Source organism: Trichococcus sp. K1Tr (assembly GCF_028309625.1).
Lineage (GTDB): Bacteria > Bacillota > Bacilli > Lactobacillales > Aerococcaceae > Trichococcus.
Window position 1 is genome coordinate 81083 of record NZ_JAQMHR010000003.1, and the last position, 14025, is coordinate 95107.

The following is a 14025-nucleotide window of genomic DNA, read 5'->3' on the forward strand; positions in this document are numbered from 1 at the left end:
ACAATCATCCTACCTTACCGCGCAATGTAGAATAACAATTGGGATTCGGCGAAAAGAATGCTAGGATAATAGTAGAGGCAAATACGCGCAGACGATAAAAAATGAGAACGGTTTCTTGTTTTTGACCAATGATAAATTTCAAATCAGGAAAGAGGCATACAAGTGGGAAAAAAATACATCATGTCGATAGATCAAGGGACAAGCAGCACGCGTGCAATCATCTGGGACAAGAAAGGCACAATCATTTCTTCTTCGCAACGAGAATTGATGCAATATTATCCTGAACCAGGTTGGGTGGAACACGACGCGAATGAAATCTGGATCAGTGTTCAGTCGGTCATAGCGGATGCTTTAATCAGGGGGGCCATCCGTCCGGAGGAAATTGCGGCAATAGGGGTAACGAATCAGCGCGAGACAACAGTTGTGTGGGACCGCGTTACTGGGATGCCGATCCATCATGCGATCGTTTGGCAATCCCGCCAGACTTCGGAAATCGCCGACAAACTGAAGCGGGAAGGGCATAACGACTTCATCCATGATAAAACCGGACTGATCATCGATTCCTACTTTTCCGCCACTAAAATCAAATGGTTGCTGGATCATATCCCGAGTGCTCGTGAGCGGGCTGAAAAGGGCGAACTGCTTTTCGGAACCATCGATACGTGGATCGTCTGGAAACTGACAGGGAAAAAGGTGCACGTAACCGATGTTTCCAATGCCAGCCGAACGATGCTGTTCAATATTTACGACTTGAAATGGGATCAGCAGATCCTGGATTTGCTGGACATTCCGCGAACGCTGCTGCCTGAAGTGCGTTCTTCATCGGAAATATACGGATATACCGAAGAAAATGATTTTTACGGTTCGCGCATCCCGATAGCCGGAATCGCCGGCGATCAACAAGCCGCCCTTTTCGGGCAGACCGGGTTTGAACAAGGGATGGTGAAGAATACTTACGGGACCGGCGCATTCATTGTTATGAACACAGGCCTTACACCGGTGAAATCGGAAAATGGATTGCTGACTACCATCGCCTACGGGCTGAACGGCGAAGTGACGTATGCCCTTGAGGGGAGCATCTTTGTGGCCGGATCCGCTCTGCAATGGCTGCGCGATGAAGCCCAGTTGATCCGGACTGCAGCCGAGTCGGAAGAATATGCTGAATTGCTTGAATCAAACGAGAACGTCTATATGGTTCCGGCGTTTGTCGGCTTGGGGGCACCGTATTGGGATCAGGACGTGCGTGGTGCTTTCTTTGGATTGACGAGAGGGACTTCGAAAGCGCACCTGATCCGTGCGACGCTCGAATCGTTGGCTTATCAGACAAAGGATGTCGTGGATACGATGCAGAAGGATTCCGGACTGGTCATCACGAACATGCGCGTCGATGGGGGAGCGGCCCACAACAACTTCCTGATGCAATTCCAAAGTGATCTTCTGAACACAACGTTGACCAGGTCCAAAGTGATGGAGACGACCGCACTGGGAGCTGCATACTTGGCAGGTTTGGCAGTAGGATTCTGGAAAGATACCAATGACATCATCAAAAATTGGGAACCCGATTGCGAATTCCATCCGAACATGCCTACTGAAGTGCGCGAAGACCTCTACGCCGGCTGGCAAAGCGCAGTAGCCGCCGCCCGCCACTTCAAACATAAGCCAAAACTTAAGAAACACTAAAATATTCAGAAACAGACAAATGATACACCCGGTATGTTATAATGACTGTAAACACTTTTTGAACTGGAGGAATTATAATGGCAGACACTCTCGAATTGGTAGTCATAACGGGGATGAGCGGCGCCGGGAAAACGGTGGCGTTACAGACATTTGAAGATTTAGGCTATTTTTGTATAGATAATATGCCCCCAAGTTTATTACCGAAATTTTGGGAGCTTGTAAAGGAATCGGGTAAAATAAGCAGAATCTGCTTAGTGATTGATCTGCGCTCCCGTGCATTCTTTGATGAAATCATGTCTGCTGTGGACAGTTTGGACAATACTTCCTTCATCACAACCAAAGTCATCTTCCTTGATTCGAAGGACGATGTGCTAGTTTCCCGATACAAAGAGACAAGAAGAAGCCATCCCCTGACCCAATCGGGCGGAACCGTACTGGAAGGGATCCACAAAGAAAGGGAACTGCTTGAGGACATCCGCAATCGGTCGCAATTGGTCATCGACACGAGCGAAACAACACCGCGCCAATTAAGGGAACGGCTGCTGGATACATTCAAAGTCGACGACAAGGATGTTTTCCATATCGAAGTCGTATCTTTCGGGTTCAAGTATGGCTTACCGATCGATGCCGACATCGTCATGGATGTCCGCTTTTTGCCCAATCCGCATTACGTAGATGAACTGCGTCCGTTGACGGGGTTGGATAAGCCAGTCTATGATTATGTCATGAAGCAACCGGAGACGGAAATTTTTTACAAAAAATTCATCGACCTGTTGGAATACATCATTCCTGGCTATAAAAAAGAAGGCAAGACCAGCGTGAATATCGCCATCGGCTGCACAGGCGGACAACACCGCTCGGTCGCTTTGGCGGAACGCACCAGCCTGCAATTGAAGAGCGCGGGCTATCAAGTGAATACGACCCACCGTGATCGGAACAAACGCAAAGAGACGGTGAATCGGTCATGAGTCAAAATCCGAGCAGAACGAAGAAAATCGTCGTTATCGGCGGCGGAACGGGCTTGCCGGTCATTCTGGAAGAACTGAAGAACCACAACACGGATATCACGGCCATCGTCACGGTGGCTGATGACGGCGGCAGCAGCGGCATCATCCGCGACCATGTCAACATTGTGCCTCCCGGGGATATCCGCAACTGCCTGATTGCGCTCTCCGATATGCCGAAATTGGAAAAGGACATTTTCCAGTACCGTTTCGATTCAAAGGATTCCTTTGTGTCCGGGCACGCAATCGGAAACCTCATCATTGTGGCCCTGACTGAAATGAAAGGGAACATTTTTGATGCCATTCGGTTACTGTCCGTCATGATGGGCGTAAAAGGCAAAATTTACGCCGCAGCTGACGAGCCGCTCTCACTCTACGCAGAGTTCAAGGACGGTACGGTCATCAAGGGCGAGTCGAAAATCGCAAATGGACGCAAAAAAATCGAACGGGTGTATGTCAAACCGTTGGATGAGACTAGGGAGGCCGTCGCTTCCCGTCACGTCATCAACAGCATCCTGGAGGCGGATATGGTCGTCATCGGACCAGGAAGCCTGTATACGAGCATTTTGCCTAACCTGATGATCAGTGATCTGGGGCAAGCGGTCATCGAGACCAAAGCCGAGAAAGTATACATCTGCAACATCATGACGCAATTGGGCGAAACGGAGGGCTTCAGCGATGCCGAGCACATCAAGGTATTGCATGACCATCTGAAAGCGAAATTCATCGACACCGTCCTGGTGAACACGGAAAAAGTGCCGGATGAATACCTCAATCAACAAGCCGACGAAGAATATCTGTTGCAGGTACGCCATGATTTCAAAGGATTGCGCGAAGAAAACTGCCGTGTCATTTCCGCGGATTTCCTGGATATGAAGAACGGCGGCGTTTACCACGACGGCAAAAAAGTCGTTTCGGAACTGATCAATCTGATCTCTAATATCAAAACTATCTGTTGACCTTTTTTCTGATGGAAAGAAGCAGTCGGAAAGAAGGTACATATGTCTTTTGCATCTGAAGTAAAAAAAGAATTAACAACATTGGAAGTGCACCGTGAACATGCGAAAGCCGAACTGACCGCGTTGATCAGGATGAGCGGATCGGTCAGCATCTATAATCAGTCATTTGTCCTGAATGTCCAGACAGAAAATGCAGCAATCGCCAGACGGATGTACGTTCTCTTGAAGGATCACTACTCATTTGAAAGCGAATTGCTGGTGCGCCGAAAGATGAAGCTGAAGAAGAATAACGTCTATATTGTGCGCCTGAAGCAGGGCGTCACGGAATTGCTGAGCGATCTGAGCATTTTCGACGGGCTGTCCTTCAAGACGCAAGTTTCCGAAGATATCATGAACAATAACCAGAAGGAACGCTCTTATCTGCGCGGCGCCTTTATGGCCGGGGGTTCGGTGAACAGCCCGGAAACGAGCCGTTATCATCTGGAAATCTATTCCAATTATGAGGACCACAATCAGGATATCTGCGATATGATGAATCACTTTGATCTGAACGCTCGGACAATCGAGCGGCGCAACGGATTCATCACTTATCTCAAAGAAGCCGAGAAGATAGCCGATTTTTTGGCATTGATCGGTGCCCACAACGCGATGATGAAGTTTGAGGACGTGCGGATCATCCGAGATATGCGCAATTCCGTCAATCGCCTGGTGAATTGCGAAAATGCCAATATGAACAAGACAATCGATGCGGCGGCAAAACAGATCGCCAACATCGAATTCATCGAAGCGACGGTGGGCCTGGGGAGATTACCGGATAAGCTGAAGGAAATCGCCGTGATCCGGTTGGAGAATCCCGACATCAGCCTGAAAGAACTTGGCGAAATGATCCCGAGCGGCGTCATATCCAAATCCGGCATCAATCACCGTTTGCGAAAAATCAACGATTACGCCGATTCCTTGCGGATGGGGAAAGCCATCCGCTGACACTGGAAAATAAACCTTGAGACTAAGAAAAGTCTTCAGGTTTATTTTTTTGATAAAAAATCAGACATCCTTTTCTGCGGATATTATAGACAGTAAGTCAAGCTGAAGGAGGAATGAAAGGATGAATCAAGTATCATTGATCGGGCGGCTGGTGCGGCCCATCCAAGTGCAACAGGTGAATGGGGAAAGGCAAGTCTGCAACAATACATTAGCGGTGCAGCGCTTAAGGAAAGCGGATGAAGGCCAACCGCAGGCGGATTTCATACCTGTCGTGTTTTGGGGAGCAACCGCAAATCTGGTCGAACAGTATTGCGCCAAAGGCAATCAGATCGGCGTCAATGGCCATTTGGTTTCGCGTTCCTACGTCAATAAACAGGAGCAGCACGTCTATGTCATCGAATTGGTCGTGGAAGAATTGTATTTCGTGGAAGCGAAAAGAGAACAGGAAGCAGTCTGATGCTCCCCCGCAAAAGCCCCGGATTCCGGGGCTTATTCTGTTTAAAACAGCGATTTCCTTATTTATTCATAGAAACTTCAAAGGTATGTGGTATCGTAGACTGGAAATGATGCCGCTTATCGGAAAAAAAGATATAATGTAAGAAATGAAAAGGGGAGTCGCTATGGAAATTTTGATGATAGAAGACAATGAAGCCGTCTGCGAAATGATGGCGATGTTTTTCGAGAATGAGGGTTGGCAAGCTGCATTCAAACATGATGGCAAAGAAGGGCTGGAGGCGTTCGCGGCGGAAGACAGAAAATGGGATATGATAATCCTCGATCTGAACCTGCCGAGCATGGATGGGATGCAGGTCTGCCGTGAAATAAGGAAAATTTCCCAGTTTGTGCCGATCATCATGCTGACGGCGCGCGATTCGGAAAGCGACCAAGTCATCGGCCTGGAAATCGGCGCGGATGAATACGTCACGAAGCCATTCAGTCCGCTGACCCTGATAGCCCGCATCAAAGCGATGCACCGTCGCGCTAAGGTCGATCATTCGCAGGTGCAGGCCGCGGATGATTTCGACGTTCTCACCGATCATGTCAAAATCAGCACGATCACGCGCGAAGCCTATCTTGACGGGAATCAGATCGAAAGCTTGACGCCGAAGGAATTTGAACTTTTCGCATTGCTGGCAGAACACCCGAAACAAGTATTTTCGAGGGAACATCTTTTGACCCGGATCTGGGAAGATCCTTATTACGGGGATGAACGCACAATCGATGCCCACATCAAGAAATTGCGGCAAAAAATAGAAGCGGTCGGACCGCAAGTGATCCAAACGGTTTGGGGAGTCGGCTACAAATTCGACGACAGCGGAGTAGAGGGAAAATGAAGTACGTCTATCAACAAATCTTTGCCTTTTTTGCATTGATTCTAATAACCGTCAGTACGACCGGCATCCTGATCATCCAATACGTCACCAGTAATGTCTACGACGAGAAAGAGGCGCAGCTGTACGGATATGCCGAATCGATCATCGATCAGAATATGACGATCCAGCAACTGGAAAGCGGCTCGACTTTGGTGTCCAACCAGGACGTCTCGTTCGCCATCTTCGATGCGGAAGATCATATGGTTTATCCGCAAGCGACGGATCTGTATACGAGCGGGATCAGCACGGAGGATTTTGAGAAGCTCTCAGAAGGGGAACGGATTTCTTTGACGGAGCGGGATCGCGGCTTCCTGAACGAAAAAAAACGCTTCTTGACGGTTTATCTCCCGCTTTTTAATGCGACTACGGCCGAGTTCACAGGCTTCATAGCGGTAGGCTCACCGGTGAAAGGGATCGAGGACGAAATCAACGAAATTGAGCACAATCTGCTCGTGGCTGTGCTGACTTCCGGGGGCATCGCGATTGTATTGAGCCTCGGCATCGCCAATTATCTGACAAGGCGCATCAAGCGCATGCGGAGGGCCACCCATGAGATTGCGTCAGGCAATTTTGATGTCTCGCTTGAGAATCATAACAAAGATGAATTTGATGAGCTGTCGGAGGATTTCAACCAAATGGCAAGGTCTTTGAAAGCCTCCAACGAGGAAGTGGAACGCCAAGAGAATTTAAGGCGCCAGTTCATGATGGACGTAGCCCATGAGATGCGCACGCCGCTCACGACAATCAATGGCATCCTCGAAGGGATTCAGCACCACATGATTCCCGAAGGACGTCGGGACCGGAGCATGCAACTGATGCAAAAAGAAACCAAAAGGCTGATCCGTTTGGTGAACGAAAACCTGGATTATGAAAAAATCCGCTCCAATCAGATTGTTTTAGTGAAGCAGGAGTTTTCTGCTAAAGAAGCGCTGGAGAATGTCGCGGAGCAGATGCGGGCAAAAGCACAGGAGAAGGATGACTTGATCATCGTCCAAGTGGATGCGGCGGACCGGATTTATGCGGACTATGACCGTTTTATCCAGATCATGGTGAACCTTTCGCAGAACGCTATCCAGTTCACGAAAAACGGCACCATCATCCTGTCGTCATTCCGGGATGGCGAGCAGCAAGTCATTCAGGTCAAGGACACGGGCATCGGCATCGAGAAGAAGGATATCACGAGTATCTGGGAAAGGTTCTATAAAGTGGACGTTTCCAGAAAGAACACGAAGTTTGGCGAATCGGGAATCGGGCTGGCGGTGGTCCAATCCTTAGTGATGAACCATCAAGGGACTGTCGACGTGGAAAGCGACCCAGGAGAGGGAACGACTTTCACGATTACACTGCCCACCAAAGCAGCACTCGAAAAAAATAGTTAAAAAAATAGCTGTCGGAATTTTAAATTCCGGCAGCTATTTTGGTTATTCAACTGTTTCTGTCTGTTCTTCGGCTGGGGCTTCCTCAGCAGCGGGTTGTTCTTCCGTTACGGTTTCTTCAGCAGCGGTTTGGTTGGCAGGGGACTCAGGGGCATCCGTCTGATAAAGCGGAACGCTTGAGACGCCGTTGTTCGTGTAGTACAAGGAAGTGTTCAGGTCGCCCAATTCCGCGATGTCCTCTTCCAATTCGGTTGGAGAATCCACATAGCTGTGAAGGCTCTTGTCGACAGGCACGAATCCGTCCGGTGTGTAGAAGCGAAGCAAGTCGCCGTTGATGATCTGATCTGAGATGGCCAGTTGCAGTTCAGCTTGCGCCCGGATTTCAGCAACTTTTTGGATCACTTCTTCGGTCTGATAAGCAAGTGTACCAGTTTGGGTATGGTATACATTGTTTCCTAGAATGGTGTATTCGTTCGTTACGATACTTCCGTTACGGAAAACAACGATTCCCTCATTTTGCGCCGACAACAGATCCTGTCCAAGTTGGACATAGGCCGAAGTATCGACACCAAGTAGATGCATCACGGTAGGCAAGATGTCAATCTGGCCGCCATAGACATCACTGATTTGTCCGGTACCGGAACCAGGGTTATGGATGATGAACGGCACTTTTTGCATCATGGTGTCGTCATAGGCACCCCACATGTCCGCATCCGCTCCGATGATCGGCGCCAACGTTTCGTTGCGTGAGCTGGAAATGCCGAAATGGTCGCCGTACAATACGAAAATCGTATTATCATAAAGTCCTGCATCCTTCATATATTGGAAGAACTCAGCCAAGGCCTCATCGGCATAATGGACGGTATTGAAATAACCGTCAACCGTTTCATCGCCGGTATCCAAAGCGAAGGTGTTGTTCAGCTCGTCTTCAGGGAACGGGAAATGGTTTGATACAGTTATGAACTTCGCGTAGAAAGGTTGCGGCAATTGCTCCAGGTATTGAGCCGATTCCTGGAAGAACAATTTATCCTTCAACCCGTACTCGACCGAGTTTTCATCCGTCAGCGTGTAACTGCTGTCGGCATCGAAGAAATAATCATAATCAAAAGATTTGTAAACATTATCGCGATCCCAGAAAGAGCCGACATTGCCATGGAAAACAGCTGACGTGTAGCCGTAGCTTTCGCTTAAGATGGCCGGTGCCGATTGGAATGTATTATCGGCGCCAAGCTGTGTGAAGGCTGAACCTTGAGACAATCCGAATAGGGAATTGTCCAGCATCAGTTCGGCATCACTGGTTTTTCCTTGACCAGTCTGGTGGAAAATGTTGCTGAAACTGTTGGAATCACTGCTGTGATACAAGCTGTTGAGGAACGGCGTCACTTCTGCCGTCGTTCCTGTTTCATCGGTAAGCGACAAATCGATCAGGAACTGCTGCATGCTTTCCAGATGGATGTAGACGACGTTTTTGCCTTCCGCTTGGCCGAAGTAGGTTTCGTTCGGCTCGGCGTAATGTTCATCCAAGTAATCAAGTACGGTAGCCATATCCGAACTGTCCGCGCTTGCGCGCACTTGGTTGGCCTGGGCTGTCTTGATTCCGTCATAGAGTGTGTAGACATTGATGCCTAAGTATTTTACGATATAGTTGCGGTCAAAAGTTCTCGTCAGCAACTGCGGGCGGCTGATTTCAGCCAGGCCCAAGTTAGCGGCGAAGAGAGCGATCGAGGCTGCGACTGTCGCAAATGCCCATCTTTTCTTGAAGTTGCGTTCGTCGCGGTTTTTGCTGACGAATTTTTTATAGACAAAGATGAGAACGAAAGCATCAATCCAATAGAACAGGTCGATCGGCTGCATCATGGCGATGACGCCGGAGCCCAGGTTTTTGGTTGCGTTGGCAGAACCGAAAATGGTCTTGATCGTCAAGAAGTCCGTAAATTCGCGGTAATAGACGATATTAGCGAACAACAGGATCGAATTCAGCACATACAGAGCAATCAAGCTTCGGTAACCTTTTTTTGGATTCTTCACAAAAAGGGAAATCCCCAGAATCAATAAGGTCGTTGCGATCGGGTTGATGAAAAGAATCAGCTGCTGGAACCAGCCGTCTACGCCTAAAGAGAACGCTGTGTGGTAAGCAAAATAGGTCTTCAGCCAGAAAAGGACGACGGCGAACAGGAAAAACCCGAATCGCGTTTGCAACTGTTCAGTTAATTTTTGTTTCAAAAAAGAGACCTCCTATGATATCTTGTGGAACACATGTAAATTTCATGTGAATTTTTAAGGGTAATGTGTGTTGTTTGTGAATTTTATGTAAAATGAGCTAGTGTCATTATATTCTGAATGCTTTTGATAGTCAATCGAAGCACCGTAAAGTTTTTCCTAAGTTTTTATCAAGAACGGTTGCTTTTTTTAGGATTTTTAGAGAAAATGGGTCTTTCCATGTATCTGATCAAAGGAACAAAACTGACAAAGGTGAGCATAGATTATGATATTTTTACAAGGGCCTTATGAGTGGGTGGCTGCTTCTCTGGAATCATCCGTCAATCATTTTCCGCTCATACAATTAGTTTTCAACAGCGTGGACAAGACCATTCTGTATTATTTGATTTGGCTGGTCCTGCGGGCGGCCTATCTGCTGCACAGACACCGCAAGACAGGCAAAAAAATCCCCTTATATAAGGAAGGGTTGCTGCATGCTCTGTTTATCTACATCGTGCTGCTGCTTCAACTGACGGTTTTCCGCAACGAGGAGACCTTCTGGACCGTCGAGTATCACAAAATCGATTGGTCGGCGATCCATTGGTTGCCATTGGTGGATACGGTCAAACTATTTTACGGAGACTCGGGATTTTCGGCCTGGTATAATTCATGGGGGAACGTCGTCTGGTTTATGCCGCTGGGCTTCATGGGTCCGTATCTGTTCAGGAAAAAATGCAGTTTCCTCAAAGTGACGGCGATTGGCTTTCTTTTTTCCGCCACGATCGAGTTCCTCCAGCTCATCTTTCAGACGGGCGTGACGCATATCGATGATGTATTCTTCAATACGTTGGGTGCAGTAATCGGCTACGGCATCTGGGTATCTTCAAAAAAACACAGTAGTGCAGAACGGACAATTGACTATAAAGGAAGAAAACAATGAAAAAAATAATCATTACGCAAATAAGCGAAAAAAAAATTAAGGCAGGCAATCCCTTGCTGCAGTTCGAGGATTTTCCAAATGAACTCAGCTTCAATGAGGGCGAAATCGTCGAACTCGTCAATTCTCGCCAAGCATTCGTAGCAAGAGCCTATTTGGCCAAACAGAACAAAGGTGTCGGGTGGGTATTTTCGTTGGATGACGCGGATAGTTTCGATGAAGCGTTCTTCAAAAACAAGTTCGAAAAAGCTAAACGCAAGCGTGCGGATCTTCAATCGGACCCGGAAACGACTACCTATCGGATTTTCAATGCGGAGGGTGATGGCATTCCCGGTATCACCATCGACCATTATGACGGCTTTGTGGTGGTATCCTGGTACAGCGGAGGCATCTTCCGCTATCAAGCCGCCATCATCGCTGCTTTTCAAGCGGTCTTCCCGGAAACGAAGGGCATCTATGAAAAATTCCGTTACCAAAGGAAGGACAGCCTGATCAGCCGCTTTGTCACGGGTCAAGCAGCCCCGACGCCTCTGATCGTGAAGGAGAACGGCATCAACTATGCGACTTATCTGGACGACGGACTGATGACGGGCATTTTCCTGGATCAGCGCGACGTACGCGGTGCTCTGACGGAGCGGTACGCGGCAGGCAAACGGGTATTGAACACCTTCAGCTACACGGGGGCTTTCTCGGTGGCCGCTGCCATGGGCGGAGCAATCGAAACCACGAGTGTCGATGTTGCCAACCGTTCGTTGGAACGCACCAAAGAACAATTCGCCGTCAACAACCTGGATGTCGAGGCGCAGAAAATCTATGTCATGGATGTCTTCGATTTCATCCGCTACGCGATCCGCAAAGAATTGCAGTACGACGTGACCATCATCGATCCGCCGAGCTTTGCCCGCACCAAAAAACGGACTTTCTCGGTCACGAAGGATTACACCCAGTTGTTGGAGGAACTGATCCAGATCACCGCACCGGATGGTACGCTGATCGTTTCTTCCAACGCCGCCAACTACAAGGAAAAGAATTTCAAACAGGACATCGCCCAAGCCTTCAAGAACAGCCATTGTGATTACCGTATCCTGGAAGCCTTCCATCTGCCGAGCGACTTCGCTGTTCCGGCAGGCAGCAAAACCAGCGATTACCTGAAGGTCTTCATCATCAAGAAACTGGCAAAATGAAAAAAGAGAACGGAGCCGCCTCAAAATGAGGTGGCTCCGTTCTCTTTGCGTATGGATGCTTTTATTCGTGCAACTCTGCAGCGGCATGCTGCCCGGCAGTGTGCCCTGTAACAAAGGCGCCGGTGATGTTGTAGCCGCCTGTGTAGCCGTTGTAGTCGATCAGTTCGCCGCAGAAATAAAGACCCCGCGTCAGTTTGCTTTCCATCGTCTTCGGATTGATTTCCTTCGTGGAGACGCCCCCGCCGGTGACAAAGGCTTTATCCAAAGGATGCGTGCCGTTCACTTCGAAGGAGAAATTTTTGCAGAAGTCGGCGAAAGCTTTGATTTCCTTCGGCGTCAATTCCTTCAGGGACTTCTGCGGGTCGATAGCGGCCTGGCTGCAACCGAAAAGCAGGTAACGCTCCGGCATCAGGTCTTTCCAGCCGTTTTTGACGCTCTTTTCCGCTTGGTCCTTGATGAGCTTCTGCAACTGTTGCTCGACCGCACCCAATGAAAGTTCCGGCAGGACATCCAAGGACATCGTGACGGTCTCGGTTTTATCGCGCTTCATGGTCTGGTGGACAAACATCGAACAACGCAAAGCGGCGGGTCCGGACACGCCGAAGTGGGTGAAGATCATATCCATCTGGTGGGACACGACTGTTTTGCCTTTTTTGTTTTTAATGCTGAGGGCAACATTGCGCAAGGAAAGCCCCTTCAGTTCGCTTGAACGGATGAAGTCCGCATCGGATGTGATCGGTGCTTCGGTCGGGTACAGTTCCGTGATGGTGTGTCCAGCTGCCTTGGCGAACTTATAGCCATCGCCTTTGGATCCTGTGCGCGGGAGTGCCTTCCCACCGGTTGCCAGAATGATCCGATCCGCAGGGAGGGTTTCGCCATCCTCCAAAAGGACACCGGTCACCTGTCCGTTTTCGATCAGGATGCGTTCCACTTTGATGTTGGTCCGGATCTGGACCTGCAGCCGCTTCAGTTCCTCGATGAATGCTTCGAGGATAGTCCGGGCTTTGTCCGTGACAGGGAACATCCGGCCGTGATCCTCTTCCTTCAGGGCGACTCCGCGTTCGATAAAGAAGGTCATGATGTCATATTGACTGAATTGGGTAAAGCTGCTGTGCAGGAATTTTCCGTTTCCGGGAATATGCCGGATGATTTCCTCTTCGGGACGATTGTTGGTGACGTTACAGCGTCCGCCGCCTGTCAAAAGCAATTTTTTCCCGAGACTTGGGTTTTGTTCGAGGAGCGTCACTTCAACTCCTGCTTCGGCAGCGGTGCAAGCCGCCATCAGACCGCTCGAACCTCCACCGACAATAATGATGCGTGTTTTCATAGTATGTAATTTCTCCGATCTTTTGCTGCACTTACTTTATCACAGATATGTCCATCTGAAAACGGCTTTCTTCCCGGAATGATCACGAAAAAACAGGCTTTCCTTCATTAAATATTCAAAGATCGCGGCTATACTGGGTCCATACCCAAAGATAATCGTTTCTTTTTCCTCTTCTGTACCCGCAGAAGAACTCCTCCCTCTTGGACGGAAACGGGGCTTTGATTGCTGAACAGCTAAGCAGCGATCGTGCAGAATGATTTTTTTCTGTAGGCCTTGATTTCCGTTCATTTTTTGTGCCCGAAAGGGTATAATAGCCATATAGTACAGTTATTTTTTGAGAAGTGAGGGAATTTAAATGGATTTTATGAAAGTAATGCATACGAGACAAACAACACGCAGCTACCAAACGTTAGAGCTGTCGCAAGGTCAAGTGGAACTGATACTGCAAGCTGGGCAAAATGCACCAGTCAGCCGCGGCCGCTTTGAGGATTACCATATCACGGTCATAAAAAATTCGGAAATTTTGGTAGCGATTACATCTACGGCGAAGGAAGTGACCGGCAATACGGACAGAGATCCCTTGTACGGAGCACCTGCATTTTTCGTTGTTTCCGCCAAGGAACCGGCTAAGACAGGCAGCATCGCAAGCGCAGCCGCAATCGTAGAAAATATGCACCTGCAGGCAACCGCTGAACTGTTGGGCAGTTGTTTCGTGATGGGAGTCATCATGGACGGCACGCTTGACGCTAAAGGAATACGCGAAAAAATGGGGATTCCGGAAGGATTCACGCCTGTCGCGGGGATGGTGGCGGGCTATCCGCATGGCTATCTGCATGATCGTCCGCGCACATTGGAAAAAATCGCCAGCAATATCGTCGAATAGCACGATTCAGGCAATGAAAAACGACCTCAGGAGAAACGTTCAGGTTTCCCAGGTCGTTTTTTGCATACCCGTCTGAGGGGGCTTAACCAAAGATGAAGACCCCGATTGCATTTCGGCGC

At 48.8% G+C, this 14025-nt stretch carries 12 protein-coding genes; 10 read left to right on the forward strand and 2 right to left on the reverse strand.

Annotation, left to right across the window (positions count from 1 at the left end; genetic code table 11):
* Positions 1-180: 180 nt before the first annotated feature.
* The 7 genes from glpK (at position 181) to PH235_RS06820 (ending at position 7379) form a co-directional block, all read left to right on the forward strand.
* Positions 181-1680 (forward strand): glycerol kinase GlpK, encoded by a 1500-nt coding sequence (gene glpK, locus PH235_RS06790; protein ID WP_272161909.1) that lies wholly within the window; start codon positions 181-183, stop codon positions 1678-1680.
* 77 nt (positions 1681-1757) lie between these two features.
* Entirely contained in the window at positions 1758-2648 is an 891-nt protein-coding gene (gene rapZ, locus PH235_RS06795; RefSeq protein ID WP_106449296.1) for an RNase adapter RapZ, read from the forward strand.
* Positions 2645-3643, forward strand: a complete 999-nt coding sequence (locus PH235_RS06800) for a gluconeogenesis factor YvcK family protein (RefSeq protein WP_272161615.1) — start codon at positions 2645-2647, stop codon at positions 3641-3643. The genes rapZ and PH235_RS06800 overlap by 4 nt, the downstream gene beginning before the upstream one ends.
* A gap of 42 nt (positions 3644-3685) precedes the next feature.
* Positions 3686-4627 (forward strand): DNA-binding protein WhiA, encoded by a 942-nt coding sequence (gene whiA, locus PH235_RS06805; protein WP_106449294.1) that lies wholly within the window; start codon positions 3686-3688, stop codon positions 4625-4627.
* A 121-nt stretch (positions 4628-4748) separates the two neighbouring features.
* On the forward strand, positions 4749-5084 hold the full coding sequence (locus PH235_RS06810) for a single-stranded DNA-binding protein (protein WP_068560913.1): 336 nt from the start codon (positions 4749-4751) through the stop codon (positions 5082-5084).
* A 163-nt stretch (positions 5085-5247) separates the two neighbouring features.
* Positions 5248-5961: a response regulator transcription factor gene (locus PH235_RS06815; protein ID WP_272161616.1), complete on the forward strand. Its 714-nt coding sequence runs from the start codon at positions 5248-5250 to the stop codon at positions 5959-5961.
* Positions 5958-7379 (forward strand): sensor histidine kinase, encoded by a 1422-nt coding sequence (locus PH235_RS06820; protein WP_272161617.1) that lies wholly within the window; start codon positions 5958-5960, stop codon positions 7377-7379. Before PH235_RS06815 ends, PH235_RS06820 begins: the two co-directional genes overlap by 4 nt.
* A gap of 42 nt (positions 7380-7421) precedes the next feature.
* Here PH235_RS06820 and PH235_RS06825 read toward each other — a convergent pair whose 3' ends face one another.
* Positions 7422-9599 carry an LTA synthase family protein gene (locus PH235_RS06825; protein WP_272161618.1) on the reverse strand — a complete coding sequence of 726 codons (2178 nt, stop codon included), beginning with the start codon at positions 9597-9599 and terminating at the stop codon, positions 7422-7424.
* 262 nt (positions 9600-9861) lie between these two features.
* Between PH235_RS06825 and PH235_RS06830 the strand changes: the two genes are divergently transcribed.
* Both PH235_RS06830 and PH235_RS06835 read left to right on the forward strand, forming a co-directional pair.
* Complete coding sequence (locus PH235_RS06830; protein ID WP_272161619.1) at positions 9862-10515, forward strand: VanZ family protein; 654 nt, start codon at positions 9862-9864, stop codon at positions 10513-10515.
* A complete protein-coding gene (locus tag PH235_RS06835) occupies positions 10512-11696 on the forward strand; it encodes a class I SAM-dependent rRNA methyltransferase (protein ID WP_272161620.1) in 1185 nt (394 codons plus the stop codon). The genes PH235_RS06830 and PH235_RS06835 overlap by 4 nt, the downstream gene beginning before the upstream one ends.
* Before the next feature lie 61 nt (positions 11697-11757).
* On the opposite strand, the gene PH235_RS06840 is transcribed toward PH235_RS06835, so the two are convergent.
* Entirely contained in the window at positions 11758-13023 is a 1266-nt protein-coding gene (locus PH235_RS06840) for an NAD(P)/FAD-dependent oxidoreductase (protein ID WP_272161621.1), read from the reverse strand.
* Positions 13024-13378: 355 nt separating this feature from the next.
* Between PH235_RS06840 and PH235_RS06845 the strand changes: the two genes are divergently transcribed.
* Positions 13379-13906, forward strand: coding sequence for a nitroreductase family protein (locus PH235_RS06845; RefSeq protein ID WP_272161622.1), 528 nt, complete (start codon positions 13379-13381; stop codon positions 13904-13906).
* Positions 13907-14025 lie beyond the last annotated feature (119 nt).

What these genes read in the sequence shown, in the direction of transcription:
- PH235_RS06835 (WP_272161620.1), top strand. Translation starts at nt 10,512, where the DNA reads ATGAAAAAAATAATCATTACGCAAATAAGCGAAAAAAAAATTAAGGCA.
- whiA (WP_106449294.1), top strand. Translation starts at nt 3,686, where the DNA reads ATGTCTTTTGCATCTGAAGTAAAAAAAGAATTAACAACATTGGAAGTG.
- rapZ (WP_106449296.1), top strand. Translation starts at nt 1,758, where the DNA reads ATGGCAGACACTCTCGAATTGGTAGTCATAACGGGGATGAGCGGCGCC.
- PH235_RS06840 (WP_272161621.1), bottom strand. Translation starts at nt 13,023, where the DNA reads ATGAAAACACGCATCATTATTGTCGGTGGAGGTTCGAGCGGTCTGATG.
- PH235_RS06820 (WP_272161617.1), top strand. Translation starts at nt 5,958, where the DNA reads ATGAAGTACGTCTATCAACAAATCTTTGCCTTTTTTGCATTGATTCTA.
- glpK (WP_272161909.1), top strand. Translation starts at nt 181, where the DNA reads ATGTCGATAGATCAAGGGACAAGCAGCACGCGTGCAATCATCTGGGAC.
- PH235_RS06845 (WP_272161622.1), top strand. Translation starts at nt 13,379, where the DNA reads ATGGATTTTATGAAAGTAATGCATACGAGACAAACAACACGCAGCTAC.
- PH235_RS06815 (WP_272161616.1), top strand. Translation starts at nt 5,248, where the DNA reads ATGGAAATTTTGATGATAGAAGACAATGAAGCCGTCTGCGAAATGATG.
- PH235_RS06810 (WP_068560913.1), top strand. Translation starts at nt 4,749, where the DNA reads ATGAATCAAGTATCATTGATCGGGCGGCTGGTGCGGCCCATCCAAGTG.
- PH235_RS06800 (WP_272161615.1), top strand. Translation starts at nt 2,645, where the DNA reads ATGAGTCAAAATCCGAGCAGAACGAAGAAAATCGTCGTTATCGGCGGC.
- PH235_RS06830 (WP_272161619.1), top strand. Translation starts at nt 9,862, where the DNA reads ATGATATTTTTACAAGGGCCTTATGAGTGGGTGGCTGCTTCTCTGGAA.